We start from the raw sequence: 24894 nt of genomic DNA on the forward strand, positions 1-24894 counted from the left end.
CACAGAACGACAATACAAAGGTAACCAAATCATTACTCTCATGAATGCAAGGGTGGGGGGTAATGCTTTAGATGAATCAAATAGAACCCACCGGTGGCGCCTTCCTCAAACCGTTTACGGGTATGAAATTTTCATCATCACCGAAAATGCGCCCCGAACCCCTCCATGGAGATCCGGCGCCCCTACAGGGATCACCTCGGCCATGGCAGACGCACGGGCTGGCGAGCGATCACCGGATCGATGGATCAGTGAGCCAGACGGTTCGTTCCTGCTCGAATATGGTTTGTTCCCGCTTGAATCCAGGGAGTCTTCTGGGCACGGAGCCACGAGGCTTCCGTGGCCGCCCACCGCACCATGTAGGGAGCCGGTCGTGAGAAAATTTCTCGCCGCCACACTGGGTCTGACGACGAGCTTCGTACTCGTGTCCGCAACCTCAAGTCAATCTTCAGAAAGAGCGATTCAGGCAAGTTTCGAAATCCGCAACCAGTACAATGACAACTGCATTGACGTTGCTGATGGTAACCGCGGATCAGGTGCAGCAGTCCACATGTGGACATGCAACGGTGGAGCCAACCAGCATTGGCATTGGGTAGGGGACCAGCTCCGTAGCGACCTCAACGACAAGTGCCTCGATCTCGCCGGATCAAACCCCTACGACTACGCGATGGTCGAACTGTGGGATTGTAATTTCAAAGACAATCAAAGGTGGGGCTACAGCAATCCGTATCTGGCCAGCAAGCTGAGTGGCAGCGTGTTGTTCATGCCGAACAACGGCCTCGGTGCACCGGTGTTGACCAAGTCTGGTGGTCATCCGGTGAACACGAACTTCAAGTGGGAGCTCAGAATGGTGTAGATGGCCACTCGACCTCGCACTTAAATTCCTGAGCCAGCGACGCCCTGAAACGACTCCCGGGGCGTCGCTTCTCTGATGAATGAACAGTTCACGTGAAGCCAGCAAGCCTCGCAACGACACCGTTTGCCGTGACTCCGCCTTCGCCATGCGCCGCTGTATTGGCAACGGCCGGATGCTCGATCAGGTACCGGGACCCGGAGAAGGTCTCTGCCCGCTGGCGCACGCTGCGCAGCAGGCTTCACCTTCCGGAAGCCTTCCGCATTCATGACTGGCGGCACAGCTACGTCACGAACGCTCCGGAAGCCGGGGAGAACCTGGTGGAGGTCAGCGCCAAGGTCAGGCACCACTCAGCGGACTGCACGGCCCGTGGGTACGGCCAGCGCCGCACGGACAACGCCCGCGAGCTGGCCACGTCCAACGCGAGCCGGATCGGCTTGTCAGCCCTGGTCCGACCAGGAAGCTTCTGGGCCGTTGGTCACGCGGTTGGTCACGCCACACCCCAGAAAAGCAGAAAACCCCTGATCAACAGGGGTCTCAGCTGGTGTCCGAGGGGGGACTTGAACCCCCACGCCCGATAAAGGGCACTAGCACCTCAAGCTAGCGCGTCTGCCATTCCGCCACCCGGACAAGGTGTCTGTCTCGCGGGCTTGTTCCCCGCGGCGACAGAGATAACTCTACCAGGGGTTTGAGGTGGTGTTCACCCGCATATTGCGTGGTCAGGCGATCGCCGGGCCTTGGCTTGGGTGGCGCGGGGGCCCTACGGCCGGTCATTCGCCGAAGCGGTACCTGTTGTCGTCGGGCAGACACGCATGGTGACGCCGTTCCGTACGGGACCAAGCGGGTGCCCTCTCCGGCGCCGCCGGGTGGCGGGCGGGGACCGGGGCGGTCGGGGGCCTAGCCTCGGGCCGTGGGCAACGGTGAGCGGTACCGGCGACCGCGGATGCTGTCGCCGCTGCGTGAGCATCTGCGGGACACCTTCTGGTTCGCGCCCAGCGCCGCGCTGGCGCTGGTCTGCGTGCTGTGGCTGCTGGCGAACTGGGTGGACACGGCGGTCGTCGACGAGCTGCAGCGGCAGGAGGAGTACGGCGCCATCCAGGACCTCATGGGTGTCGTCGACGACCTGAAGACCGTGGTCACCACCGTCAGCTCCGCGATGATGACCTTCATCGGCGTGGTCTTCAGCATCTCCCTCGTCGCCGTGCAGATGGCGAGCGGGCAGTTCACCCCCCGGGTGGTGCGGATCTTCGTACGGTCCCGGATCACCAAACTGACCTTCGCCGTCTTCCTGGCGACCTTCGCGCTCTCGCTGCTCGTCCTCACCTCGTACAGCGGGGAGCCCGATCCCAAGCTGGTCAGCAGCGTGCCCTTCGTGCAGAGCGTGCTCACGATCGTGCTGGTCGCGCTGAGCCTGCTGCTGTTCATCGCGTACGTGAACACGACGCTGCGGCTGATGCGCGTCGGGCACGTCGTGGACCGGATCACCGCGGAGGCGTTCCGGGTGCTGCACAAGATGCCGCACGGGGCGCCGGCCGACCGCCCGCTCGGCGCGCAGAGCGGTCAGATCGGGCACAGCGGCCGGGCCGGGGTGCTCCGGGACGTCAACATCGCCCGGCTCGTGCGCGCCGCCCGGCGACAGGGCGTCGTCCTGCGTCTGATCCCCCGCATCGGGGACTTCGTGGTGCCCGGCACGCCCGTACTCGCGGTGCACGGCGGGGGCGCGCCCTCGCGCGGAGCCCTCGGGTACACCGTGTCGGTGGGGGTGGAGCGCACCTTCCACCAGGACGTGGGGTTCGGGCTGCGCCAGCTGTCGGACATCGCGCTGCGCGCCCTCTCCCCCGCCGTGAACGATCCGACGACCGCCGTCCAGTGCCTGGACCGGATCGTGCAGCTGCTCGCCGCGCTGGCCGCCCGCCCGCTCGGCACCGTCGGGCACCGCGACCACCACGGCGAGGTACGGCTGCTCCAGCCCGTGCCGTCCTGGGAGAACCTCGTCGACCTCGGGTTCGCCGAGATCCGTACGTACGCGGTGGGCAGCCCCCAGGTCACCCGTCGGCTCGTCGCCGCCCTCGACGAGCTGCTCCGGCTCACCCCGGACGAGCGCCGCGCCCCGCTGCTGCGCCATCGCGCGCTCCTCGTCCACGCCGTCGAGCGCGCGGTCCCGGAGGCGGCGGAGCGGGACTTCGCCCTGGAGGGGGATCGACAGGGGATCGGTTGACTCTCCGGCCGGGTCCCTCCTCCGTGCCCCGCGTTCCGGAGCAGGGTGGCCGCACAGTCCCCCGCCCCGAGTGGTTGACTGCGCCCCATGAGAATTGGCGACACGGTCGACGACTTCGAGCTCCCCGACGAGACCGGCACCCCGCGCACCCTGTCCGGCCTGGCCGCCCGGGGACCGGTGGTGCTCTTCTTCTATCCGGCCGCCCTCACTCCTGGCTGCACCGCCGAGGCGTGCCACTTCCGGGACATCGCCGGTGAGTTCCGCGCGCTGGGCGCCGAACCGGTCGGCATCAGCGCGGACGCGGTCGAGCGGCAGGCCGAGTTCGCCGAGAAGCACGCGTTCGGCTATCCCCTGCTCTCCGACCCCGACGGCGCCGTGCGGGAACGATTCGGTGTGAAGCGCGGGTTCAGCATGGCCCCGACCAAGCGCGTCACGTTCGTCATCGACTCCGATCTGCGCGTCCTGGAGATCGTCAAGAGCGAGATCCGGATGAGCGTGCACGCCGACCGCGCCCTCGCCGCCCTGCGCCACCGCCGCACGGCCTGACCGGCCAGGCTCCCGGGCCGCCCCCGCCTGCCCGGGAGCGGTGCGGTGCTCCCGGGCAGGCGGGGGGTGGACGTGGTGCCCGCGCCCGCTAGGCGTACGACTCCGGGAAGTTGCCCGGCAGGCGCTCGCCCGCCGGTCCCTCGGTCACCGCGCGCACCAGCAGCTCGCCGCCGACGAAGGCGCCGCGCCAGGACGCGCCGAAGCCGCCGAACAGCTCCTCGCGGTCACCCCGTGAACGCGGCTTGCCCTGGCCCACCTTGAACGCCCGGATCTGCGGCGCGAGACGTGCGTACGTCTCCGGGTCGTCCGTCGACAGGCTGGCGACCAGCGCCCCGTTCGACGCGTTCATCGCGGCCAGCAGCTCCGCCTCCGTGTCGACCAGGACGATGGTGTCGACCGGGCCGAACGGCTCCGCGTGGAACAGCGGGGACGACGGCGGCGGGTTGAGCAGGGTCACCGGCGGCAGATACGCGCCGGTGTCCTGGCCGGGCAGGAAGCGGCCGTCGGCGAGGCTGCCCCGGTGCAGCGGGACCGCGCCCCGGTCGATCGCCTCGGCGACCTGGTCGCTCAGCTCCTTCGCCTTCGCCGCGTTGATCAGCGGCCCGAAGTCCAGCTCGGGCAGATCGTCTTCGGGGTGCTCCACCGCGAGCGGGTGGCCGGTGCGGATCCGGTGGACCGCCGGGAGGTAGGCGGCCAGGAACCGGTCGAAGAGCGAGCGCTGCACGACGAACCTCGGGTACGCGGTGCACCGCTGCTTCCCGTAGTCGTACAGCTTCGGGACGACGGCGGACAGGGCGTCCCAGTCCGTGTAGTTCCAGATTCCCCAGGTGTTGAGTCCTTCCTGTTCGAGGATGTGCCGCTTGCCGATGTCGGTGACGGCCGTGGCGATGCGCGCGCCGGTGTCGCGACCGCCCACGAACGACACGCAGCCGATCTCCGGCGAGCGCACCAGGGCCTCGGAGAGCTCGCCGCCGCTGCCGCTGACGAGGGTGACGGGAATGCCCTCGCGCACGGCCAGCGCACTGGCCAGGGTGAGGCAGGAAAGGCCGCCGTCGGTCGGGGTCTTGGCGATGACCGCGTTGCCCGCCAGTGCCTGTACCAGCATCGCGTGAACGAGCACGCTCATCGGATAGTTCCAGCTCGCGATGTTCGAGACGGGACCGTCGAGGGGTGTGCGGTCCGCCAGCATCGGATCGATGTTCTCGACGTACCAGCGGACGCCGTCGATCGCCCGGTCGACGTCGGCCTTGGCCAGGCGCCAGGGCTTGCCTATCTCCCAGACGAGGAGCAGGGCGAGGAGTTCGCGGTGCTCGGTCAGCGCGTCGAGGGTGGCGCCGACGCGGGCGCGGCGCTCGGGCAGCGGGGTGTGCCGCCAGGCGCGGTGCTGGTCGAGGGAGGCGCGTACCGCCTGTTGGGCGGTGGGCGCGTCGAGGCGCGGCGGGCCCGCGATCGGGCTGCCGTCGACGGGGCTGGTGGCGGGCAGGGCGCGCCCGTCGGGCCGCCACTGGGCGCCCCAGAAGTTGAGGACGCGGTCGTCCCGGAACGCCTCGGGGGCGATCGCCCGGCAGCGCTGCCAGGCGTCGGCCCAGGCGGTGCCGGGCTTGAGGATGAGGGTGGGTGCCATCTTTGGTTCTCCGCTCGTGTCGGGCGGGGTCGGAGGTGGCGCTGGCCGCCCTCGCACGGGGCGGCCGTACGGCGAAAGGTAGTGACAACGGCACCGGCCGCGATACGAACCCGGGGTCGGTATGAGTGACATCACGTGCGGCCGGGGCGGGGCAGCGGGGCGCGGAGTGGCTCCGGAGTGGCTTACGGGTGGCCGGAGTTGGTCCCCGGCGGCTCGGTTATGGTGTGCGCCGCCGCACTCGCGGCGCGATCGTGCACGCGCGTTCCGCGCGGGACTGGGGGGCGACATGGCGGGAACGGGCGACGGCGGCAGACGGCCGGTGGGGGCGGCGGAGCCGAAGGGGCCGACGGACGGAACCGTCGATGCCCGCGCGGGGGCCGGAAGCGGAATCCGGGGCGGAGTTGGGGCCGCGGCTCGGGCCGAGGACGTAACCGGTGACGGGGCAGGAACCGGAACCCGGGCCGAGGCCGGAGCCTTGCCCGAGACCGGAACCGGGGCCAAGGCCAGAACCCAGGCCGAGGCCGGGACGGGAACGGCAAGGGGGGTCGCGACGGGAGCAGCAGCCGAGCCCGGAGCCGCAGCCGAGGTCGCGATAGGAGCCGCAGCCAGGACAGCGGCCGGAGCGGCGGCCGAGGCCGCGACGGGAACGGCGCCCAAGGCCGTGGCCGGAGCGGCAAGTGAGGTCGGGACAGGAGCCGAGGCCGCGACGGGAGCAGGAGCCGAGCCCGAGGAGCGGCGGGTCTCCAATCTTGAGCTCTTCTTCGACCTCGTCTTCGTCTTCACCCTCACCCAGTTGACCGTCCTGCTCACCCACGACCTCTCGTTCGCGCAGGCCGGACGGGTGCTGCTGATCTTCGTGGTGCTGTTCTGGATGTACGGGGCGTACGCGTACCTCACCAACCAGGTGCCGCCCGAGACCAACGCGCGGCGGCTGCCGCTGGTCCTCGGCATGAGCGGGTTCCTGATCTGCGCGCTCGCCATCCCGGGCGTCTTCAAGGACGACGGGGTGGCCTTCGGGCTCGGCTTCGTCCTGGTCACCGTGGTCCACAGCGCGCTGTACGCGGTGGTGCACGGCCGCCACGTACTCAGTTTCGCGCTGCCCAATGTGGCGGCGGCGCTGTGCGTCACGGCCGCCGGTACGGTCGACGGCCGCGCGGCCGAGGCGTGGTGGCTGGCGGCGATCGTCCTCCAGACGGTCACCCCGGTCATCTCCGGCCGGTTCACCCGCGACTACACGGGCACCCGCGAGAGCGTCAACGGCCGGGTGGGCGCGCTGGATCCGGCGCACTTCGTGGAGCGCCACGGGCTGCTGCTGATCGTCGCGTTCGGCGAGTCCGTGATCGCGATCGGGGTCGGCTCGGGCGACCTGGCGCTGAACCTCGGGCTCTTCGGCGGGGTGGTGCTCGCGCTGGCACTGGCGACCGCGCTGTGGTGGACGTACTTCATCCGCGACGAGGCGGCGGCCGAGGCCGCGCTGCGGCGGGTGACGGGCCAGGGCCGGTTCCGCGCCACGATGCGCGCGTACTTCTACTGCTTCGTCCCGATGCTGCTCGGCGTCGCCGTGCTCGCGGCCGGGGTGAAGAAGTCGATCGGGCACCTGCCGGACGCCCTGCCCACCGCGCCCGCCGTCGCCCTGGCGGGCGGGGTCGCGCTCTTCCTCGCGGGCAACGTGGCCTTCCGCGCGTCGCTGGGGATCGCGCCGGTGGGCTATCGGGCGGGCGCCACGGCGGCGGCGCTGGCCACGGCGTTCCTCGGCGTCCGCGTCGACGCGCTGGCCGAACTGTTCGCCCTGGTGCTGGTCCTGGTCACGATGCTGCTCGCGGAGGCGCGTTGGGGGATCTGCGAGGCCACGGAGGCCGCCGCGCGCCCCGAGCACGCCTCACGCGCCCCGGAGCACGCCGGGGCCGGCTGCGCGCACTGCGGTGCGGCCTGACGCCGCCCCGTCCCCCGGGGCGGCGCGCGGCGTCACGGGCAGCGGATGACCTGGCCCGCGTACGACAGGTTGCCGCCGAAGCCGAAGAGCAGGACCGGGTCGCCGGTGGCGATCTCGCCGCGTTCCACCAGCTTGGACAGGGCCATCGGGATGCTGGCGGCCGAGGTGTTGCCGGACTCGACGACATCGCGGGCGATCACCGCGTTGACCGCGCCGATCTTGCGGGCGACGGGTTCGATGATGCGCAGGTTGGCCTGGTGCAGCACGACGGCGGCCAGCTCCTCGGGGGTGACCCCGGCCCGCTCGCACACCCGGCGGGCGATCGGCGGCAGCTGGGTGGTGGCCCAGCGGTAGACGGCCTGGCCCTCCTGCGCGAAGACCGGCGGGGTGCCCTCGATCCGCACCGCGTGGCCCATCTCCGGCACCGAGCCCCACAGGACCGGCCCGATCAGCTCCTCCGCCGCCGTCTCGACCACGGCCGCGCCCGCGCCGTCGCCGACCAGGACGCAGGTGGTGCGGTCGGACCAGTCGGTCACGCCGGTCATCTTGTCGGCGCCGATCACCAGGGCGCGGGTGGAGGAGCCCGCCCGTACCGCGTGGTCGGCGGTGGCCAGGGCGTGGGTGAAGCCCGCGCAGACCACGTTGAGGTCCATCACGGCGGGCGCGCCCATGCCGAGGCGGGCGGCGACCCGGGCCGCGGTGTTGGGCGAGCGGTCGACCGCCGTGGAGGTGGCGACGATCACGAGGTCGATGTCGGCGGGGCTCAGCCCGGCCGCGGCGAGCGCCTTGGCGCCGGCGTGCGCGGCCAGCTCGTCCACGGGTTCGTCGGGCCCGGCCACATGGCGGGTGTGGATGCCGACCCGACTGCGGATCCACTCGTCGCTGGTCTCGACCATGGCGGCGAGTTCGTCGTTGGTGAGCACCTTGGCGGGCTGGTAGTGCCCGAGCGCGACGACGCGTGAGCCTCGCATGCCGGTCATGCCTGGGTTCCCCTCGTAGGACATCAGGAGCCATCCAGTCTTCGTGGCTACCGGTCGGTACGGGGGCAGGAGATCCAACAGGCTTCCCGGCCCGCCTTTGGAGCCTTGTGTCAGCTCCGGGGGTCAGGGGCCCGTGCGCCGCACACCGGCCGGCCGCGGGACGGCCGGACGGCCACCGCGGGACGGCGTACGGGGAGGCGAAGACGGGGAGCGGCGCGGGAGGTCGGGCGCACGACCGCGTGCGGGACAATGGGACCGTCATACCCCTGCGCAACCGCGCACCCCGCACAACCGCACCTCCACGCCACCACCGGGAATGAGTCGAATGGGACGGGTCACCGAGCGCCGCCGCGTCATACGCATCCGGGACGGGGCCGTCTCCGCGCGGCCGGACACGCTCGTGGCCGAGGAGCCACTGGAGATCCGGCTGAACGGCAAGCCGCTCGCCATCACCATGCGCACCCCGGGCGACGACTTCGCGCTCGCGGCCGGGTTCCTGGTCAGCGAGGGCGTGCTGGGGGCGGCGGAGGAGGTGCAGTCGATCGTGTACTGCGCCGGGGCGACCGCCGACGGCGTCAACACGTACAACGTGGTGGACGTGAAGCTCGCGCCCGGCGTCGCCGTCCCCGACATCACGCTGGAACGCAACGTCTACACGACGTCCTCGTGCGGCCTGTGCGGCAAGGCGAGCCTGGACGCGGTCCGTACGCAGGCCCGTTTCCCGATCCGCGACGCTCCCCCGGTGCGGCTGGCGCCCGAGCTGCTCGCGGACCTGCCGGACCGGCTGCGGTCGGCCCAGCGCGTCTTCGACCGCACCGGCGGGCTGCACGCGGCGGCACTGTTCTCCGAGGAGGGCGAGCTGCTGGACGTGCGCGAGGACGTGGGCCGCCACAACGCGGTGGACAAGCTGGTGGGCCGGGCCCTCCAGGACGGGCGGCTGCCGCTGTCGCGGTCGGTGCTGCTGGTGTCGGGCCGGGCCTCGTTCGAGCTGGCCCAGAAGGCCGTCATGGCCGGAATTCCCGTACTGGCGGCCGTCTCGGCGCCGTCGTCGCTCGCGGTCGACCTCGCCGCCGAGACCGGCCTGACCCTGGTCGGCTTCCTGCGCGGGGCCTCCATGAACGTGTACGCGGGCGAACACCGCATCGCCCTGGAGGCCCCGGCGGCGCGGGGCTAGGGGCTAGCCCGCCTGGTCCGCGAAGACGACCTCCGCGGCCGGTCGGACCTGGCCCAGGCGCGGGAAGTTGAGCGCGGTCGCCGCGCGGTGCTCGTCGGCGGTGAGCGCCGCCATCGCGTCCTCGGCGAAGACGAGTTCGTAGCCGAGGTCGGCGGCGGCGCGGGCGGTCGACTCGACGCCGAGGTTGGTGGCGATGCCGCCGAAGACCAGCGTGGTGACACCGCGCTCGGCCAGCAGTTCGTGCAGGCCGGTGCCGTGGAAGCCGCCGATGGTCCGCTTCACCACGACCAGGTCGCCCTCCTGGGCCAGCCCCTCGACGAGGCCGCTGCCGGGCGGCTGGGCCTCGACGTGGGGGCGTTCGACCCGTACGAGGACGACGGGCGCGCCCGCCGTGCGGGCCCTGGCCGCCAACTCCTGCGCGGTGAGCAGCACTTCGTCCCCGGTGCGGGGCGCGAGCGGCAGGGCGACGATGCGGTCCATCAGGTCGACGAGGACCAGCGCGGTGCGGGCGGGGTCCAACGGGGCGTCAGGTGCGGTCATGGCGGCACGCTACCGGTTAAATGATCAAGGTGAGAGCCCGGGGCGCGCCCCGCAGCCCGGCGCACGCCCTCGCCGCACGGCGCGGGGCCGCCCGTCCGCCGCGCCGCGCGCTCCCGTCACGCCTCCTCGTCGAGGCCGATCCGCCGCAGCAGTTCCAGCAACTGCCGCTGCTCGGCCGGGTCGAGCGGAGCGAGGAGTTCGGCGTTCGCCCGCTCCGCCGCCTCGGCGCAGCGGGCCAGCATCCGCTCCCCGGCCGGGGTCAACGTGACGGCGTTCTTGCGGCGGTCCACGGGGTCGGGCTCCCGTACGACGTACCCGTCGGCCTGCAGGCCGTTGAGCACGCCGACCAGGTCCTTGGCGTCGAGCGAGATCCGGCGGCCGAGCTCCGCCTGGGCGATCGGCCCGAACTCCGAGACGGCCGCCAGTACGGCGTGGGGCCACATCTTGGCGCCCTCCTCGGCCACGGCCGCGGCGACGAGCCCTCGGCCACGGGCGGCGACCCGGCCGAGGATCCAGCTGGGCAGCGCCTGGATGCGCTGGAGGGCGGGGAGGGGGGCGGGGTGAGGAGTGGGGTTCGCGGTCACGGTGACGATCTTATCCAGAAACCGTTGGACCTCCCAACGGTCTACGTCTATCGTTGGTCACCGTTGGGACCACCAACGAGTTCCGTTGGTTTGTTGCCGGCTGTCATCCGTCATCCGTCATCCGTCATCCGTCATCCGTCATCCGTCATCCGTCATCCGAGGAGGCTCCATGCGTCGCGTTCGCTTTGAAACCAACGGCGGTCCCGAAGTCCTGTTCGTCGAGGAAGTCGCGGCTCCCGAGCCCGGGGCCGGTGAGCTGCTCGTGCGTACCGATGCCATCGGCGTCACCCTGCCCGTCGTACGCAAGGTGCGTGAGGGCAGCGAGACGTTCGCGCTGGGCGGTGAGGTCGCGGGGACGGTGGTCGCCGTCGGTGCGGGCGTCACCGCCTTCGCCCCGGGCGACCGCGTCACCGGCCTCTGCTTCAGCCACGGATACGCCGAACTGGCCGTCCTCCACGAGGCCATGGCCTCCCGCGTCCCCGACCACGCCTCCCCCGTCGAGGCGGTCGCGCTGGTCCGCAGCGGGCTGGTGGCGCGCGGTGCGTACGAGGCGGCGCGGCCGGTGCGCGGCGAGTCGGTGCTGGTGACGGCGGCGGCCGGCGCCGTCGGCCAGCTGGCTCTGCAACTGGCGCGGGCGGGCGGTGCCTCGCGGGTGGTGGCGGCCGTGAGCTCCGCCGAGAAGGTCGGCTTCGTACGGGAGATGGGCGCCGACGACGTGGTGCTGTACGGCGACGCGTCCTGGGGCGAGCCGGTCGACATCGTCCTCGACGGTGTCGGCGGCGAGCTGCTCACCCCGGCCGTGAAGGCGCTCGCCCCCGGTGGGCGGCTGGTGGCCTTCAGCTCGGGCGGCGGCACCATCGAGGCGTACGACCTGCTGGTCGGCGGCAAGTCGGTGGTGGCGTTCCAGATGGCGCTGATCGCCCGTACCCGGCCCGAGTGGTACGCGGCCTGGCGCGACGAGCTCTGGGAGCTGCACCGCGCGGGCGCTCTGCGCGCGGCCGTGCACGCCGCGCTGCCGCTGGAAGAGGCGGGCCGCGCCCATGAACTGATCGAGTCGCGCCGCAATCAGGGCAAGGTCGTGCTGCTCACCGGCGCGGCGTGAGGGCGGCCGGGTTCGCGGTGGCGCGCGGCTCCGCCACCGGCTCTTCCAAGGAGTCGACCGGCTCCTCCAGCGGGTCGCGGGCCCTGCGCCGCGCCAGTACCGCGCACACCATCAGCTGCATCTGGTGGAACAGCATCAGCGGCAGCACCGCGAGCGACGCCTGGGCGCCGAACAGCACGCTGGCCATGGGCAGTCCGGCCGCCAGGCTCTTCTTCGAACCGGCGAACTGGATCGCCACCCGGTCGGCCCGCCCGAAGCCGAGCCTGCGGCCCCCGTACCAGCTGAGCGCCAGCATCGCGGTGAGCAGCACCGCCTCGACCACGAGCAGGACGCCGAGCCGGGCCGGGCTCACCGTGTGCCAGATGCCGCGGACCATGCCTTCGCTGAACGCGGTGTAGACGACCAGCAGGATCGAGCCCCGGTCCACCAGGCCCAGCAGGGTGCGGTGCCGGTCGAGGAAGCCGGGCCGCGGCGCGTCGGCGCCCGGCCGACCGTCGGCCCGTGCGCGCCGCCGCCGGTCGCCCAGGCGGCGCAGCAGCTGCCCGGCGACGAACGGCACCAGGAGCTGGAGGGCGATGCGGCCCACCGAGTCCACCGAGACCCCGCCCGCGCCGCCCCCGAGCAGCAGTGCGGCGAGCAGCGGGGTCACGAGGATCCCGGCCAGGCTGGAGAAGGAGCCCGCGCAGATCGCGGCGGGCACGTTGCCGCGCGCGATCGAGGTGAAGGCGATCGACGACTGGATGGTGGACGGCACCAGGCACAGGAAGAGCAGGCCGCGGTACAGGTCCGGGGTGAGCGCCCACGGCACCAGCCCGCGGGCCGCCAGGCCGAGCAGCGGGAAGAGGACGAACGTGCAGGCCAGGACGGTGAGGTGGAGCCGCCAGTGGCGCAGTCCGTCCAGGGCCTCGCGGGTGGAGAGCCGGGCCCCGTAGAGGAGGAAGAGCAGGGAGACGGCGCCGGTCGCGGCGTCGCCCGCGACCCGCGCGGCGCTCCCGGAGGCGGGCAGCAGGGCGGCGAGGGCGACCGTGCCGATGAGCGCCATGATGAACGCGTCGACGGGCAGCCAGGCCGGTATGCGCAACCCTCGGCGGCCGTTGGCGGGGCCGCCGGGGGCGTTCCGGTCGGGGGTTCGCCCACCGGGGTCGGGGGCTCGCCTGCCGGGGGCCGGCCTCTCGGGGGCTCGCCCATCAGGTGCCGGCGTGCCAGGGGTGTGCCTCTCGGAGGCTGGCCTGTCGGGGGCTGGCCTGTCGGGGGCCGGCCTGTCGGGGGTACGGCGGTTCATCGGGTCCACTTCGCATCGCTCGGGGAGGGGCGGCCTCTCCCGATCATTCACTCCGCCGGGCCGATCGGGAATCCCGTACACCGTGCTGACTGTCATCGGTATTCGCGATAGCCTCGACCCGTGTACGAGCCCCACCAGCTGCGGACGTTCCTCGCGGTCGCGCAGACGCTCAGCTTCACCCGGGCCGCCCGGCGGCTGGGGGTGCGGCAGTCGACGGTGAGCCAGCACGTGCGGCGGCTGGAGGAGGCGGCCGGGCGGCAGCTGTTCAGCCGGGACACGCACAGCGTGCGGCTGACCGAGGACGGCGAGGCCATGCTGGGCTTCGCGGGCACGATCCTGGCCGCGCACGAGCGGGCCGCGGCCTACTTCACCGGCACGCGGCTGCGCGGCCGGCTGCGGTTCGGGGCCTCGGAGGACTTCGTGCTCACCCGGCTGCCGGAGATCCTGGAGTCCTTCCGGCGCGATCATCCGGAGGTCGACCTGGAGCTGACCGTCGAGCTCTCGGGCACCCTGCACCGCCGTCTTGAGGCGGGGCGGCTCGATCTGGTGCTCGCCAAGCGGCGCCCGGGCGACACCCACGGCGAGCCGGTCCGGCACGACACGCTGTGCTGGATCGGCGCGCCCGGCCTGCGGATCGACCCCGACCGGCCGGTGCCGCTGATCCTGTTCCCGCCGCCGGGCATCACCCGGGCCCGGGCGCTGGAGGTCCTGGAGGAGCACGGGCGCGCCTGGCGCATCGCCTGTACGAGCGGCAGCCTCAGCGGGCTGGTCGCGGCTGCCCGGGCGGGGCTCGGCGTGATGGCGCACGCGCGCGGCCTGGTGCCGCCGGGGCTGGTGCCGCTGCCGCCCCGGTCCGGGCTTCCGGAGCTCGGCGGGGTGGACTTCGTCCTGCTGCACGGCAGGCGGCGGGCCTCGGCGCAGGAGGCGGCGGACGCTCTGGCGGCGGCGATCCTGGCGGGCGGCGACCGGTTGCAGGGGCCGCTCCGGCGGGACGACGGGCTCTAGCGCGTGCCTTTCGGATCTTGCCTGGGTCGCGGCCGACAAGATCCGAAGGACACGCCCTGGGGCGCCGCCCGGGTGGCCGGGACGACGGGCTCCGCTCCCCCGCTCAGGACCACGCGCCGCGCGCCGGGCGCTCGCCCCCGTACGTGAGCCGTTTGACCTCGCGCAGCACCGGTGCGCTCTCGACGTGCTGGACGCCGTCCAGGGTGCCGAGTCTTTCGCTGAGGTAGGCGTAGAGCGCGGCCGGGTCGCGGCAGATGACGACGGCGACGACGTTGGCCGGGCCGGAGGTCGCGGCGGCGAAGGCGACCTCGGTGTGGGAGGCGAGCGCCGCGCCCACCGAGGCCAGCGCCGAGGGCGCGACCGTGATCCACAGCACGGCCCGGGTGCGGAAGCCGAACCGGTTGGTGTCGAACTCGACGTCGACGAAGAGCGCCCCGGAGCGCAGCAGTTGGTCCAGGCGCCGTTTGACGGCGGACTCGGAGCGTCCGGTGGCCTTCTGGAGTTCGGGGTAGCCGGCGCGGCCGTTGGCGGCGAGTGCGTCGATGAGTGCCTCGTCGGCGGCGTCCAGCCGGAGCGGGCCGGTGGCCGGTTCGAAGGGCTCGGGGGTCAGGGCCGCCCGTTCCCCGGCGGTGAGGGCGGAGTCCTTGGCGAACCAGCCGAGGGGGCCGCCGAAGAAGCGGTGGAGCAGCTGGTGGGCGCCGATCTCGACGATGCTCGGGGTGCGCGGCAGCTTGCCGAGCAGCAGCGCCTCGTGGTCCTCGGGGCGGCGGGACTCGGTGGTGCACACCACTTCGGTGCCGCCGGAGGTGAGTCCGATCCAGGCGGTGTCGGGCCGCCGGGCGAGCGCGGTGGCGATGGAGACGGAGGCGTCGGGGGTGCAGCGCAGCCGGAGCATCCAGCGGGTGAGGCCGAGCCGTTCGGTGTCGCGGACGCAGACGACGCGGAGTTCGCCCTCGGTGTAGAGCCTGCGGTAGCGGCGGGCGACGGTCTGGTCGGAGACGCCGAGCACGGCGGCGATCCGGCTGAAGGGGGCGCGCCCGTCGAGCACCAGGGCGCTCACCAGTTTCTGGTCGAGCTCGTCGAACTCGGCTGATTCCATGCGGTCGGCCCCTTTCGATGTCGGATTCCGTCGCTGGAGGCGCGCTGGGTGGAGGTTCGGGGCGCCGTGGCCCGATCGTACGGGACGTACGAACGTGGCGAGCCGGAGGAAAGACAATGCGTAAGTGGGGGCCGCTGGTCGCGGTGTGCCTGGGCACTTTCATGCTGCTGCTGGATGTGACCATCGTGACGGTGGCGCTGCCCGACATGGCCAGTTCGCTGGACGCGTCGCTGTCGGGGTTGCAGTGGGTGATCGACGTGTACGCGCTGGCGCTGGCCGCGCTGCTGCTGGGCGCGGGCGCCGGTGCGGACCGGGCGGGGCGCCGTAAGTTCTACGCGGCGGGCACGGTCCTGTTCGCGGGTGCCTCCCTCGCCTGCGGCCTCGCGGGCGACTCGGGCACGCTGATCGCGATGCGCGCCCTGCAGGGCGTCGGCGCGGCGGCCATGTTCGCGACCACGCTGCCGCTGCTGGGCGCCTCCTACCAGGGGCGCGACCGGTCGCTGGCGCTCGGTGTGTGGGGCGCGGTCAACGGCGCCGCCGCGGCGCTCGGCCCGATCCTGGGCGGGCTGCTCACCGAGGGCTTCGGCTGGCGGTGGATATTCTTCGTCAACCTGCCGGTGAGCGCGGTCGCGGTGTGGCTGACGGTCCGGGTGGTCCCGGAGTCCAAGAGCCCGGCGGGCGGGCGCGCCGACTGGGCGGGCACGGCCCTGTTCGCGCTCTTCGCGGGGACGCTGACCTATGGCGCGGTGAACGCCGGTACGGACGGCTGGGGCGACGCGCGGACCCTGGTCTCGTTCGCGGCCTCGGCCGCCGCGCTGCTGTGCTTCGTGCTGGTGGAGAGCCGGGCGCCGCAGCCGCTGATGGATCTGTCGCTGCTGCGCCGCCCGGCGTTCGTGGGGGTGCTGGTGGCCGCGCTGGCCCTGAACTCGGCGGCCTTCGGTGTGCTCCCGTACACCTCGATATGGCTGCAGACGCTGCTCGGGATGAGTCCGGTGACCGGTGGTCTCGCGCTGGTGCCGCTGGCTCTGGCGTCGTTCGTGACGTCGGCGCTGGGCGGCCGTCTGCTGCACGGGGTCGCGCCCCGGGTGCTCATCTGCGTGGGTCTGGTGCTGATCGGGGCGGGGCTGTTCGGCCAGGCGCTGCTGGACGTCGACTCCGACTGGAAGACGCTGGTGGCCGGGCTCGTGGTGACGGGCATCGGGGTGGGTCTGGTGAGTCCGGCGCTCGCCTCGGCGGCGCTGGCGGCGGTGCCGCAGCGCAGCAGCGGTATGGCGACGGGCGCGATGAACACCGTGCGCCAGCTCGGCTACGCGGTGAGCATCGCGGTCTTCGGCACCCTGGCCACCTCCCGGATGGCCGACTCGCTGCACAGCACGCCCGAGGCGCGGGCGCTGGCGGGCGGGGCGGCGGGTGCGCTGCGCGGCCGGGTCTCCGACGAGTCCCTGCACTCGGCGTTCGCGTCGGGTCTGAACGGGGCGGCGGTGGCGGCCGGCGGGCTGGCGCTGGTGGCGGCGCTCGCGGTGTTCGCGCTGGTGCGGACGCCGAAGAGCGCGCCGGCCCAAGTACGGACCAATGCGCCGGTGCCGGTAGAGCGGGCGTGACCAGGTCGTACAGATTCGGTGGAGAAAAGCCCGCACCGACCTGACTCCGGAGTCAGAAAACGCCCCGTGAACGCCGGACGGGCCCGGCTTCACGGGGCTGACCTGTGCCGATGCCCGGCGCCGCCGCACTTGCGCGCGTTCCTCGAAGCCCCTCCCGCCTTGACGCTCGGTGGGGTACGGTCACCGCGCTGTGCGGAGGCCACGAGGAGCAGGGTATTGCGCGAGTTCACTGTCCCACCCATGGCGACGGCGCCGCACGTCGGCGGCTTGGCGGACGTCGTCTTCGACCATGCCCGGGACGACCCGGACCGGGTGGCGCTGGCCCGCAAGGACGCGTCGGGCCAGTGGCGGGACGTGACCTCGGCGGAGTTCCGGGACGAGGTGTTCGCGCTGGCCAAGGGGCTGATCGCGGACGGCGTCCGGTTCGGCGACCGGGTCGCGGTGATGTCCCGTACGCGGTACGAGTGGACCCTCTTCGACTTCGCGCTGTGGACCATCGGGGCGCAGCCGGTCCCGGTCTATCCGACCTCCTCGGCCGAGCAGGTCTTCTGGATGCTGCACGACTCCGAGGTCACCGCGTGCGTGGTCGAGCACGAGGACCACGCCATGACGATCGGTTCGGTGGTGGACCGGCTGCCGCACCTGAAGCGGCTGTGGCAGCTGGACGCGGGGGCGCACGGCGAGCTGGTGGAGCTGGGCCGGCCGATCGAGGACGAGGTGGTGCACCGGCACCGCCGTGCGGTGACGCCCGAGTCGACGGCCACCGTCATCTACACCTCGGGGACCACCGGCCGCCCCAAGGGCTGTGTGATCACGCACGCCAACTTCATGTTCGAGGCGGACACGATGGTCGCCCGCTGGGAGCCGGTCTTCCACTCCCGGCCGGGCGACGAGGCGGCCACCCTGCTGTTCCTGCCGCTGGCGCACGTCTTCGGGCGGATGGTGGAGGTGGCGGCCGTGCGCGGCCGGGTGAAGCTGGGCCATCAGCCCGCGCTCTCCGCGTCCGCACTGCTGCCCGACCTCCAGTCGCTGCGGCCCACCTTCATCCTGGCGGTCCCGTACATCTTCGAGAAGGTCTTCAACGCGGCCCGCAGACGCGCCGAGTCGGAAGGGCGGACCGGTCCCTTCGACAAGGCGGTGGAGGTCGCGGTCAAGTACGCGGAGGCGCTGGAGCAGCGGGCCTTCGGCCTGGGGCCGGGGCCGTCGGCCGCGCTGCGGATGCAGCACCAGTTCTTCGAGAAGGTGGTGTACGCCAAGGTCCGCGAGGCGATGGGCGGCCGGGTGCGGCACGCGATGTCCGGCGGGTCCAGCATGGGCCGGCGGCTGGGGCTGTTCTTCGCGGGTGCGGGCGTCACCATCTACGAGGGGTACGGCCTGACGGAGTCCACCGCCGCCGCCACCGCCAATCCGCCGGAGCGCACCCGTTACGGTTCGGTCGGCCAGCCGGTGCCCGGCACCACCGTGCACATCGCGGAGGACGGGGAGGTGTGGCTGCACGGGGGGCAGGTCTTCTCCGGGTACCTCAACGAGCCCAAGGCCACCGAGAAGGTCCTCAAGGACGGCTGGCTCGCCACCGGTGACCTGGGCGTCCTGGACGAGGACGGCTATCTCACCATCACCGGCCGCAAGAAGGAGATCCTGGTGACGTCCGGCGGCAAGAGCGTCTCGCCGGTGGCGCTGGAGGAACGCGTGCGGGCGCATCCGCTGGTGGCCCAGTGCATCGTCGTCGGCAACGACCGGCCGTACATCGCGGCCCTGGTCACCCTCGACCAGGAGGCCGTCGACCACTGGCTGTCGCTGCGGGACAAGCCGCCGCTGACCCCGTCCGAGCTGGTCCGGGACCCGGACCTGGAGACCGAGGTGCGGCGGGCCGTGGTGGCCGCCAACACCCTGGTCTCGCAAGCCGAGCAGATCCGGACCTTCCGGATCCTCGCCCATCAGTTCACCGAGGAACACGGTCTGCTCACCCCGTCGCTGAAGCTGAAGCGGCGGGCGATCGAGGGGGCCTACACGGTGGAGGTGGACGCCCTGTACCGCTGAGCCGTCGCGGTTCAGGGCGTCCTGCCCCCGGGCGCACGGCCCGGGGGCGCGTGCCGGTTCCTCCTAGGGCACCCAGTAGTTGCCGGATGCGACGATCATGGACTGGAGCTGCACGCTGGCCCCGTAGTAGAGCTTGGGGTCGACCGGGGTGGTGGCCAGCTTCCGCCACAGCGCGTCGAGCCAGCCCTGGGAGCCGGGGTCGGTGAGCGCGGTGACGGCGAAGGGCGCGGTGAAGGCCATGTCCTTGCCGCTGTCGAAGGCCGAGCCGTTGAGGTGGTAGCCGGTGCCGATCTTGTTCGGGTCGCCGCCGGTCTTCGCCTTGATCCAGCCGTTGAGCTTGCGCGCGGCGGCGAGCGAGGCGGGGTCGCCGCTGGTGACGGCGTCGGTGGCGATGCGCCAGGGGTCACGGCAGGCGTTCCAGCCGTAGTCGCCGTCGTTGGCGCTCTCCAGCACCTTGCCCGGGGCGGGCTTGGGGGTGCTGTTGGTGTTGACCACGAAGTCCGCCAACAGGCCGGTGGAGGAGGCGTACTTGGACTGCTGGGAGGTGATCAGCGACTGGTGCGCGGTGCGGACCGCGTCCCAGGCGGCGTCGCCGGTGGCGGAGCGGAAGGCCCGGAAGTGGTCGATCATCCAGTCCGAGGAGCGGGTGATCCAGTGGTGCGACTCGCCGGACCCGGACCAGTCGCCCAGCAGCATCAGCTGGGTGGAGGAGTTGACCTCGCTCTTCTTGATGGCGTTGATGTGCTTGACCGCCAGCGCCTTGTAGTCGTACGTGCCGGAGCTTCCCCACTGCCGGTCGGCGAGGAGCAGCCCGTAGGCCACGTCGAGGTCGCCGTCGGTGGCCGAGTCCGAGCCGTCGACGCTTTTGCACGAGGAGTCCTGCTCGGCGGCGAGCAGGGCGGAGTTGTTGGCGGAGGGGTGGGCCAGGGTGTACTTGACGAGGCCGTCGAATATCTTCTTCGCGTCGGCGTCCGCGCCCGCCATCAGGGCCGTCACCACCATCCCGTACCCCTGGCCCTCGGCCACGTAGGGGTGGTCGGCGTCGGGCGAGAGGACCTGGTACCAGCCGTTGCCGCAGTTCTGCTTCACGAACGCGGACTTCCACGCCTGGTAGGTGGCGACGACCTGCTGGTCGACCGCCGACTGGCCGCCGGTGGGCCGCAACGTGCCGTCGGCGTAAGGGAATCGGTGGCTGCCGAACGGCACCGCCGGTGCCGCCGCGCCGGCCGCCGAGGCGGTGGGGACCGCGCCGAGCGCGGTGGCCACCAGGCCCGTGGCGGCGGCGAGTGCGGCGACGGCTCTGCGGCGCGCGGGGCGCCGGCTGCGCTGGGTTTCCATGGTCACCGCTCCTCTCAGCCCGCGTACTGGACGACGATCTTGGTGAACGCGTACGGCGCCTGGGGGACGCCGCTGCACGAGTCCCCGGCGCTGCCGCCGGAGCCGCACGAACGGTCGCGGTTGACCGCCCAGAAGGCGAAGCGCGCGATGTGGTGCCGGCGCGCGTAGTCGAGGATGGTCTGGAAGTCGCCGGTGGTGACGGTCTCGCCCGCGTCGTCGGTCCTGCCGTTCATCGACGAGACGCCGATGTGCCGGTACGCGGTGTCGTCGCTGTAGCCGTAGGCGCTCTTGACGGCCGCCTTCAGCCCGTCGAGGGCGCTCACGGTCGCCGCGCCCATGGTGCCGCTGTGGCCGCCGAAGTCGAACGGCATGATCACCCAGCCGTCGTTGGCGAGCCCGGCCGCCGCGCCCTTCTTGATCAGGTCCTTGCCGTTGGCGTCGGGGCCGCTCGGGGTGGTGCCCATGGTCACGTAGGTGACGATGCCGGGGTTGGCCGACTTCACGATCTTCAGCGCGTCGACCACCCGCTTGCGCACGGTCGCGTTGGAGAACTCGGTGTCCTCGATGTCGATGTCGAGCGCCTTCAGGCGGTACGCGTCGATCACCTTCTGGTAGGCGCCGGCCAGCGCGGAGGCGCTGGAGCACTTCTCGCCGAGCTTGTTGCCGCTCCAGCCGCCGACCGACACGACGACGTCGCCGCCCTTGGCCCGGATGGCGTTGATCGCGGCCTGGTCCGAGCCGCCGGTGAGCGCCCGGGACCCGTCCCACTTCGGGTTGCAGCCGCCGTCGGAGAGGACGAAGGCGAGGGTGAACCACTTGACGCCGGTGGCGGCCATGACGTCGGCGGGCTTCTGCGGGTCGCCCCAGCCGAGGTACTCGTAGGGGGCGGCGGCCATCGACCCGGCCGCGAGCGGCGCCGGGGCGGCGGAGGCGGCGGCCTCGGGCCCGGCGGCGAGCAGCGGCGGGAGGAGGAGGCCGAGTCCGGCCGCGACCGCGAGGGCGCGGTGGCGGTGAGCGGCAGCGTGCATGGAGGTTCCTTCCGGAGGGGGACGGAGGGGACACGGAGTCGGTTAGGAAAGGTTCCTAACCGAGACTGCATAGCAGTGCCTGCGACGCCTGTTGTCAATGGTTCGCGCAGATCCAACCGGCTTGGGGCACGGGCAAGTTGAGCAATTCGGGGCACGTCGGCCCGGCGGTCCGGCCGGGGTGTGGCCGTTCGCGAGTGAGTTCACGTGGCTGAACCGCATTCAGCCACGTGTCATAGCCTTGCGTCTTGTCCGGACGCGGTCAATGCTCTGGACCGAGACGGCCGGATCCGCCATCGCGCCGACGCGGGCGCGCGGGCGGACCGGCGGGTGTGGCGGGCGCCACGATCGGGAATGGTGGGAGCCCGATGATCGTTGATCCACCGAGTACCAACCGACGACGTAAGGATCGACCGCTCGTGAGCAAGGTCCCCTCCATCACCCTCAACAACGGCGTCGAGATGCCGCAGCTCGGCTTCGGCGTCTGGCAGGTGCCGGACGACGAGGCCGCCAAGGCGGTGGTCACCGCGATCGAGGCCGGCTACCGGTCCGTCGACACCGCCGCGATCTACGAGAACGAAGTGGGTACCGGCAAGGCGATCGCGGCGTCGGGGGTCGCCCGCGAGGAGCTGTTCGTCACCACCAAGCTCTGGAACAGCGCGAAGGAGACGTGGACCCGTGACAGCGTGCTGCGCGAGTTCGACGCCTCGCTCGACAAGCTCGGCCTCGACTACATCGACCTGTACCTGATCCACTGGCCGCGCGCGATGCGCGACGACTACGTGACGGTGTGGAGCGCGTTCGCGGAGATCGCCGAGAGCGGGCGCGCCAAGGCCGTGGGCGTCTCCAACTTCAAGGAGCCGCAGCTGCGCCGGATCATCGACGCCTCGGGCCTCACGCCCGCCGTCAACCAGGTGGAGCTCCACCCCCAGCTCGCCCAGGCCGAGCTGCGCGCCTTCCACGCCGAGCACGGCATCGCCACCGAGGCGTGGTCGCCGCTGGGCCAGGGCAAGGGGCTGCTCGAAGTCCCGACGATCGTCGCGATCGCGCAGAAGTACGGCAGGACGCCCGCCCAGGTCGTGCTGCGCTGGCACCTGCAGACCGGCAACGTCGCCATCCCGAAGTCGGTGACGCCGTCGCGCATCGCCGAGAACTTCGACGTGTTCGGCTTCGCGCTCGACGCCGAGGACATCACGGCGATCGCCGCGCTCGACGAGGGCCAGCGCCTGGGTCCCGACCCGGACGACTTCGACTGGAACTGAGCGACCGGGCGGACCCAATCGGGTACCGCCGCCCGACCGCGCCCAAGGTGCCGCCGCCCGTCTCGTACGGGCGGCGGCACCGGCGTCTCGGGGCCTTGTCAGAGGTGCTGGCTAGGCTGGCGGACATGGAGAACGGAACGGTCGCCGAGGGCCTCTACCTGCTGCGGAACGTCGCGAGCGGGCTGGTTCTCGAGGTGTACGGCGCGGCGCGCGGCAGCGGGGCCAACGTGCAGCAGGGCAAGGAGAACGGCGGCGCCGCACAGCACTGGCACATCACCCCCGTCCACAGCGGCGGCGGGCTCTACCACCTGGTGAACGCCAACAGCGGCAAGCGGCTGGACGTGGCCAACGCCTCGACCGAGAACGGCGCCAACGTCCAGCAGTGGAAGGCCAACAACTTCGGCGCCCAGGAGTGGGTCGTCGAGCGCCATCTGGACGCGCCCGGCCGGGTCACCCTGGTCAGCTACGTCAGCGGACTGCTCCTGGAGGTCGAGGACGGCTCGGCCGAGGACGGGGCCAATGTGCGCCAGTGGGAGGACACCGACTCGCCGGGCCAGTGGTGGGAGCTGGAGCCGGTACGGCCGTAGTCGCTGGAGCCGGTACGGCCGTAGTCGCTGGAGCCGGTACGGCCGTAGTCGCGGGCGGGGCCGTCCCGGAGGCGGCCCCGCCCGCGCACCGACGCACCCTCCGGGCGGGCGACGGGAGGGCCGGAGACCGGCGCTAACCGGCCCGGCGGCCGGTGTGGATCGACTTGGCGGCCAGCAGGAACACGTCCGGGCGGCGGGCGAGACCGGCCTCGTCCTCGGGGTCGAGGAGGCGGCGCAGCACCTCGCGGTCGTCCGGCTCCAGCTCCTCCCCCACCTCCTGGACCTGCCAGGTGAACCCGGCGACGACCTGCTCGCGCACCTCGGGCGCCAGCGGCGCCGGGAAGTCGAGCAGGAAGGAGCGGCTGGCGGTCGAGGCCAGTCCGACGGCCCCGAGCAGCGCCGCCCAGTCCTCCACCTCGTCCTTGGTGCCGGGCAGCTCCGCCCGCATCCGGTTGAACCACCCGTCCATGACCACGTCGATCCGGCTCTGGATGCCGGGCCGGCCCAGACCGATGTCGCGGGGCAGATGGCGGGCGGGCAGACCGCCCTCGACCAGCGCCACCGTGCCGCCGGGCCGCAGCAGCCCCGCGAAGGCGGCGAGGGCGGCCCGCTGGTCGCCGACGTGGTGCAGCGCGTCGCCCGCCCACACCAGATCGGCCTGCCCCAAATCGGCGATGGCGTCCGGGAGTTCGCCCTCCACGGCCCGGACCCGGCCGCCCAGGCCGAGGCTCTCGGCGCGGGCCAGGGCGTGGTCGAGCAGGGGCCGGTTGCCGTCGACGGCGACCACTTCCGCGTCCGGGAACGCCTCGGCGAGCAGGCACGTCACCACGCCGGGGCCGCTGCCGATGTCGAGGACGCGGCGCACCGGGGTGTCGGGGCGCCGGGCGGCGATCCAGGCCGCCGCGTCCCGGTAGAAGTCCGCGTACAGCTCCGCCTTGCGGACGAGGAAGGGGGCCAGCGCGGCCCAGTCGGGTTCCAGTCCGCCGTGGTCGTGTCCGTGGCCGTGCCGGTGTCCCCCGCCGTGGCCGTGGTGGTCGTCCCGGCTCTGGTGGCCGTGAAGTTCGCTCATGGTCCCACCCTGCCCCCGGCGGGCACGGATCCGGGAACTTCTTTGCCGTTCCGGCAATTCGCGCGGTGTTCCTGGGGGCTGATGCCGCGCACCCGCTTGAAGGCCGCGCTCAGCGCGAACGCGCCCCCGTACCCCACCCGGCGCGCGATCGCCTCGACCGTGGCCTCGCCCTCGCGCAGCAGGTCCGCCGCGAGCGCCAGGCGCCAGCCGGTCAGGTACGCCATCGGGGGCTCCCCCACCAGCTCCGCGAAGCGCCGGGCGAGACCGGCCCGGGAAACCCCGCAGCGGGCGGCGAGGGCGGCGACCGTCCACGGGTGCGCGGGTTCGTTCTGCAGCAGCCGCAGCGCGGGCCCCACCACCGGGTCGCCCATGGCCCGGTACCAGGCGGGCGCGCCCGCGCCGGGGCGGTTGAACCAGGCGCGCAGCACCGCGATCAGGAGCAGGTCGAGGAGCCGGTCCAGGACGACGCTCTGGCCGGGCTCGTCCTTGGAGATCTCCTCGTCGAGCAGCGGCAGCAGCGAGCGGTTCCACTCGTGGGCGCCGAGGACGAGCAGCGGCGGGAGCGCGCCGAGCAGCCGCCCGCTGACCTCGCCCTCCATCAGATAGGTGCCGACGAGCATGGTGGCCGAGCCGTCGGGGGCGTTGCCCCAGGTGCGCACGCCCAGCTCCATCGTCTGGGCGAGCGGCTCGCCGTACAGGGTGGTGCAGACGCCGCCGGGTCCGATCAGGGCGTTCGGCGCGGCGTCGGGGGCGTGGGCGACGGTGTACGGGCCGGGGCCGCGCGCCACGACCACGTCGCCGGGGCGGGCCAGGACCGCCTCCCCGGTGTCGGGGACGATCCACGCCTCGCCCCGGGTGAGGGACATCAGGCAGATCGGCGCGCGGTCCTCGATCCGTACCGCCCAGGGCGGCTCCATCACCATGCGCAGCAGGCAGGCCCCCCGGGCGCGCGGTCCGTCGAGCAGCCCGGCCAGTGCGTCCATGCGGGTCAGGGTAGCCGGGCGGGCCTGGACGCACGCGCATGCGCCTGAGTCC

The 24894-nt window shown here is 72.3% G+C and carries 21 protein-coding genes and 1 tRNA gene; 11 read left to right on the top strand and 11 right to left on the bottom strand.

All coding sequences use genetic code 11. The features are described 5' to 3' along the window. Positions 1 to 370: 370 nt before the first annotated feature. A complete protein-coding gene (locus AB5J87_RS06645; protein ID WP_369374997.1) occupies positions 371 to 853 on the top strand; it encodes an RICIN domain-containing protein in 483 nt (160 codons plus the stop codon). Between the two features lie 539 nt (positions 854 to 1392). On the opposite strand, the gene AB5J87_RS06650 is transcribed toward AB5J87_RS06645, so the two are convergent. Next, positions 1393 to 1480, bottom strand: a tRNA-Leu gene (locus tag AB5J87_RS06650). 313 nt (positions 1481 to 1793) lie between these two features. Between AB5J87_RS06650 and AB5J87_RS06655 the strand changes: the two genes are divergently transcribed. Further along, positions 1794 to 3068 carry a DUF2254 domain-containing protein gene (locus AB5J87_RS06655; protein ID WP_369383373.1) on the top strand — a complete coding sequence of 425 codons (1275 nt, stop codon included), beginning with the start codon at positions 1794 to 1796 and terminating at the stop codon, positions 3066 to 3068. Between the two features lie 87 nt (positions 3069 to 3155). Then, positions 3156 to 3614, top strand: a complete 459-nt coding sequence (locus tag AB5J87_RS06660) for a peroxiredoxin (protein WP_369374999.1) — start codon at positions 3156 to 3158, stop codon at positions 3612 to 3614. 88 nt (positions 3615 to 3702) lie between these two features. Here AB5J87_RS06660 and AB5J87_RS06665 read toward each other — a convergent pair whose 3' ends face one another. After that, complete coding sequence (locus AB5J87_RS06665; RefSeq protein ID WP_369375001.1) at positions 3703 to 5238, bottom strand: aldehyde dehydrogenase family protein; 1536 nt, start codon at positions 5236 to 5238, stop codon at positions 3703 to 3705. A gap of 475 nt (positions 5239 to 5713) precedes the next feature. Between AB5J87_RS06665 and AB5J87_RS06670 the strand changes: the two genes are divergently transcribed. Further along, positions 5714 to 7171 carry a low temperature requirement protein A gene (locus AB5J87_RS06670; protein WP_369375003.1) on the top strand — a complete coding sequence of 486 codons (1458 nt, stop codon included), beginning with the start codon at positions 5714 to 5716 and terminating at the stop codon, positions 7169 to 7171. 32 nt (positions 7172 to 7203) lie between these two features. Here the strand turns inward: AB5J87_RS06670 and AB5J87_RS06675 are convergent, their stop codons facing one another. Then, positions 7204 to 8142, bottom strand: coding sequence for a beta-ketoacyl-ACP synthase III (locus AB5J87_RS06675; RefSeq protein ID WP_369383375.1), 939 nt, complete (start codon positions 8140 to 8142; stop codon positions 7204 to 7206). A gap of 334 nt (positions 8143 to 8476) precedes the next feature. Here AB5J87_RS06675 and fdhD point away from each other — a divergent pair, with 334 nt between their 5' ends. After that, complete coding sequence (gene fdhD / locus AB5J87_RS06680; RefSeq protein ID WP_369375005.1) at positions 8477 to 9325, top strand: formate dehydrogenase accessory sulfurtransferase FdhD; 849 nt, start codon at positions 8477 to 8479, stop codon at positions 9323 to 9325. 3 nt (positions 9326 to 9328) lie between these two features. Here fdhD and AB5J87_RS06685 read toward each other — a convergent pair whose 3' ends face one another. Together AB5J87_RS06685 and AB5J87_RS06690 are read right to left on the bottom strand one after the other, a co-directional pair. Continuing rightward, positions 9329 to 9865 (bottom strand): isochorismatase family protein, encoded by a 537-nt coding sequence (locus tag AB5J87_RS06685; protein WP_369375007.1) that lies wholly within the window; start codon positions 9863 to 9865, stop codon positions 9329 to 9331. 116 nt (positions 9866 to 9981) lie between these two features. Then, complete coding sequence (locus tag AB5J87_RS06690; protein ID WP_369375009.1) at positions 9982 to 10449, bottom strand: MarR family winged helix-turn-helix transcriptional regulator; 468 nt, start codon at positions 10447 to 10449, stop codon at positions 9982 to 9984. Positions 10450 to 10618: 169 nt separating this feature from the next. Between AB5J87_RS06690 and AB5J87_RS06695 the strand changes: the two genes are divergently transcribed. Continuing rightward, the gene (locus AB5J87_RS06695) at positions 10619 to 11551 is read left to right on the top strand and encodes a zinc-binding alcohol dehydrogenase family protein (RefSeq protein ID WP_369375011.1); all 933 of its coding nucleotides are present in this window, start codon (positions 10619 to 10621) and stop codon (positions 11549 to 11551) included. Here AB5J87_RS06695 and AB5J87_RS06700 read toward each other — a convergent pair. Beyond that, a complete protein-coding gene (locus AB5J87_RS06700) occupies positions 11535 to 12593 on the bottom strand; it encodes a bile acid:sodium symporter family protein (RefSeq protein ID WP_369383379.1) in 1059 nt (352 codons plus the stop codon). The two genes, AB5J87_RS06695 and AB5J87_RS06700, sit on opposite strands and share 17 nt — an antisense overlap. A gap of 360 nt (positions 12594 to 12953) precedes the next feature. On the opposite strand from AB5J87_RS06700, the gene AB5J87_RS06705 reads away from it, so the two are divergent. Continuing rightward, positions 12954 to 13838: a LysR substrate-binding domain-containing protein gene (locus AB5J87_RS06705; protein ID WP_369375013.1), complete on the top strand. Its 885-nt coding sequence runs from the start codon at positions 12954 to 12956 to the stop codon at positions 13836 to 13838. Positions 13839 to 13941: 103 nt separating this feature from the next. Here AB5J87_RS06705 and AB5J87_RS06710 read toward each other — a convergent pair whose 3' ends face one another. After that, positions 13942 to 14937, bottom strand: a complete 996-nt coding sequence (locus AB5J87_RS06710) for an Lrp/AsnC family transcriptional regulator (protein WP_369375016.1) — start codon at positions 14935 to 14937, stop codon at positions 13942 to 13944. 116 nt (positions 14938 to 15053) lie between these two features. On the opposite strand from AB5J87_RS06710, the gene AB5J87_RS06715 reads away from it, so the two are divergent. Both AB5J87_RS06715 and AB5J87_RS06720 read left to right on the top strand, forming a co-directional pair. Continuing rightward, entirely contained in the window at positions 15054 to 16538 is a 1485-nt protein-coding gene (locus AB5J87_RS06715) for an MFS transporter (protein ID WP_369375018.1), read from the top strand. Positions 16539 to 16778: 240 nt separating this feature from the next. Then, complete coding sequence (locus tag AB5J87_RS06720; RefSeq protein ID WP_369375020.1) at positions 16779 to 18578, top strand: long-chain fatty acid--CoA ligase; 1800 nt, start codon at positions 16779 to 16781, stop codon at positions 18576 to 18578. A gap of 63 nt (positions 18579 to 18641) precedes the next feature. On the opposite strand, the gene AB5J87_RS06725 is transcribed toward AB5J87_RS06720, so the two are convergent. Together AB5J87_RS06725 and AB5J87_RS06730 are read right to left on the bottom strand one after the other, a co-directional pair. Beyond that, a complete protein-coding gene (locus tag AB5J87_RS06725; RefSeq protein WP_369375022.1) occupies positions 18642 to 19916 on the bottom strand; it encodes a glycosyl hydrolase family 8 in 1275 nt (424 codons plus the stop codon). A gap of 14 nt (positions 19917 to 19930) precedes the next feature. After that, a complete protein-coding gene (locus AB5J87_RS06730; RefSeq protein WP_369375024.1) occupies positions 19931 to 20944 on the bottom strand; it encodes a chitinase in 1014 nt (337 codons plus the stop codon). A 416-nt stretch (positions 20945 to 21360) separates the two neighbouring features. Between AB5J87_RS06730 and AB5J87_RS06735 the strand changes: the two genes are divergently transcribed. Next, the gene (locus tag AB5J87_RS06735; RefSeq protein ID WP_369375026.1) at positions 21361 to 22203 is read left to right on the top strand and encodes an aldo/keto reductase; all 843 of its coding nucleotides are present in this window, start codon (positions 21361 to 21363) and stop codon (positions 22201 to 22203) included. 125 nt (positions 22204 to 22328) lie between these two features. Next, complete coding sequence (locus tag AB5J87_RS06740; RefSeq protein WP_369375028.1) at positions 22329 to 22790, top strand: RICIN domain-containing protein; 462 nt, start codon at positions 22329 to 22331, stop codon at positions 22788 to 22790. A gap of 133 nt (positions 22791 to 22923) precedes the next feature. On the opposite strand, the gene AB5J87_RS06745 is transcribed toward AB5J87_RS06740, so the two are convergent. Then, on the bottom strand, positions 22924 to 23859 hold the full coding sequence (locus AB5J87_RS06745; protein WP_369375030.1) for a trans-aconitate 2-methyltransferase: 936 nt from the start codon (positions 23857 to 23859) through the stop codon (positions 22924 to 22926). Then, positions 23856 to 24842: an AraC family transcriptional regulator gene (locus AB5J87_RS06750; protein WP_369375032.1), complete on the bottom strand. Its 987-nt coding sequence runs from the start codon at positions 24840 to 24842 to the stop codon at positions 23856 to 23858. The genes AB5J87_RS06745 and AB5J87_RS06750 overlap by 4 nt, the downstream gene beginning before the upstream one ends. Between the last annotated feature and the right edge of the window lie 52 nt (positions 24843 to 24894).

Source organism: Streptomyces sp. cg36, assembly GCF_041080675.1.
Classification (GTDB): Bacteria; Actinomycetota; Actinomycetes; order Streptomycetales; family Streptomycetaceae; genus Streptomyces.

What these genes read in the sequence shown, in the direction of transcription:
- AB5J87_RS06700 (WP_369383379.1), bottom strand. Translation starts at nt 12,593, where the DNA reads ATGGCGCTCATCGGCACGGTCGCCCTCGCCGCCCTGCTGCCCGCCTCC.
- AB5J87_RS06710 (WP_369375016.1), bottom strand. Translation starts at nt 14,937, where the DNA reads ATGGAATCAGCCGAGTTCGACGAGCTCGACCAGAAACTGGTGAGCGCC.
- AB5J87_RS06695 (WP_369375011.1), top strand. Translation starts at nt 10,619, where the DNA reads ATGCGTCGCGTTCGCTTTGAAACCAACGGCGGTCCCGAAGTCCTGTTC.
- AB5J87_RS06660 (WP_369374999.1), top strand. Translation starts at nt 3,156, where the DNA reads ATGAGAATTGGCGACACGGTCGACGACTTCGAGCTCCCCGACGAGACC.
- AB5J87_RS06675 (WP_369383375.1), bottom strand. Translation starts at nt 8,142, where the DNA reads ATGCGAGGCTCACGCGTCGTCGCGCTCGGGCACTACCAGCCCGCCAAG.
- AB5J87_RS06745 (WP_369375030.1), bottom strand. Translation starts at nt 23,859, where the DNA reads ATGAGCGAACTTCACGGCCACCAGAGCCGGGACGACCACCACGGCCAC.
- AB5J87_RS06725 (WP_369375022.1), bottom strand. Translation starts at nt 19,916, where the DNA reads ATGGAAACCCAGCGCAGCCGGCGCCCCGCGCGCCGCAGAGCCGTCGCC.
- fdhD (WP_369375005.1), top strand. Translation starts at nt 8,477, where the DNA reads ATGGGACGGGTCACCGAGCGCCGCCGCGTCATACGCATCCGGGACGGG.
- AB5J87_RS06720 (WP_369375020.1), top strand. Translation starts at nt 16,779, where the DNA reads ATGGCGACGGCGCCGCACGTCGGCGGCTTGGCGGACGTCGTCTTCGAC.
- AB5J87_RS06740 (WP_369375028.1), top strand. Translation starts at nt 22,329, where the DNA reads ATGGAGAACGGAACGGTCGCCGAGGGCCTCTACCTGCTGCGGAACGTC.
- AB5J87_RS06730 (WP_369375024.1), bottom strand. Translation starts at nt 20,944, where the DNA reads ATGCACGCTGCCGCTCACCGCCACCGCGCCCTCGCGGTCGCGGCCGGA.
- AB5J87_RS06655 (WP_369383373.1), top strand. Translation starts at nt 1,794, where the DNA reads ATGCTGTCGCCGCTGCGTGAGCATCTGCGGGACACCTTCTGGTTCGCG.
- AB5J87_RS06715 (WP_369375018.1), top strand. Translation starts at nt 15,054, where the DNA reads ATGCGTAAGTGGGGGCCGCTGGTCGCGGTGTGCCTGGGCACTTTCATG.
- AB5J87_RS06685 (WP_369375007.1), bottom strand. Translation starts at nt 9,865, where the DNA reads ATGACCGCACCTGACGCCCCGTTGGACCCCGCCCGCACCGCGCTGGTC.
- AB5J87_RS06750 (WP_369375032.1), bottom strand. Translation starts at nt 24,842, where the DNA reads ATGGACGCACTGGCCGGGCTGCTCGACGGACCGCGCGCCCGGGGGGCC.
- AB5J87_RS06665 (WP_369375001.1), bottom strand. Translation starts at nt 5,238, where the DNA reads ATGGCACCCACCCTCATCCTCAAGCCCGGCACCGCCTGGGCCGACGCC.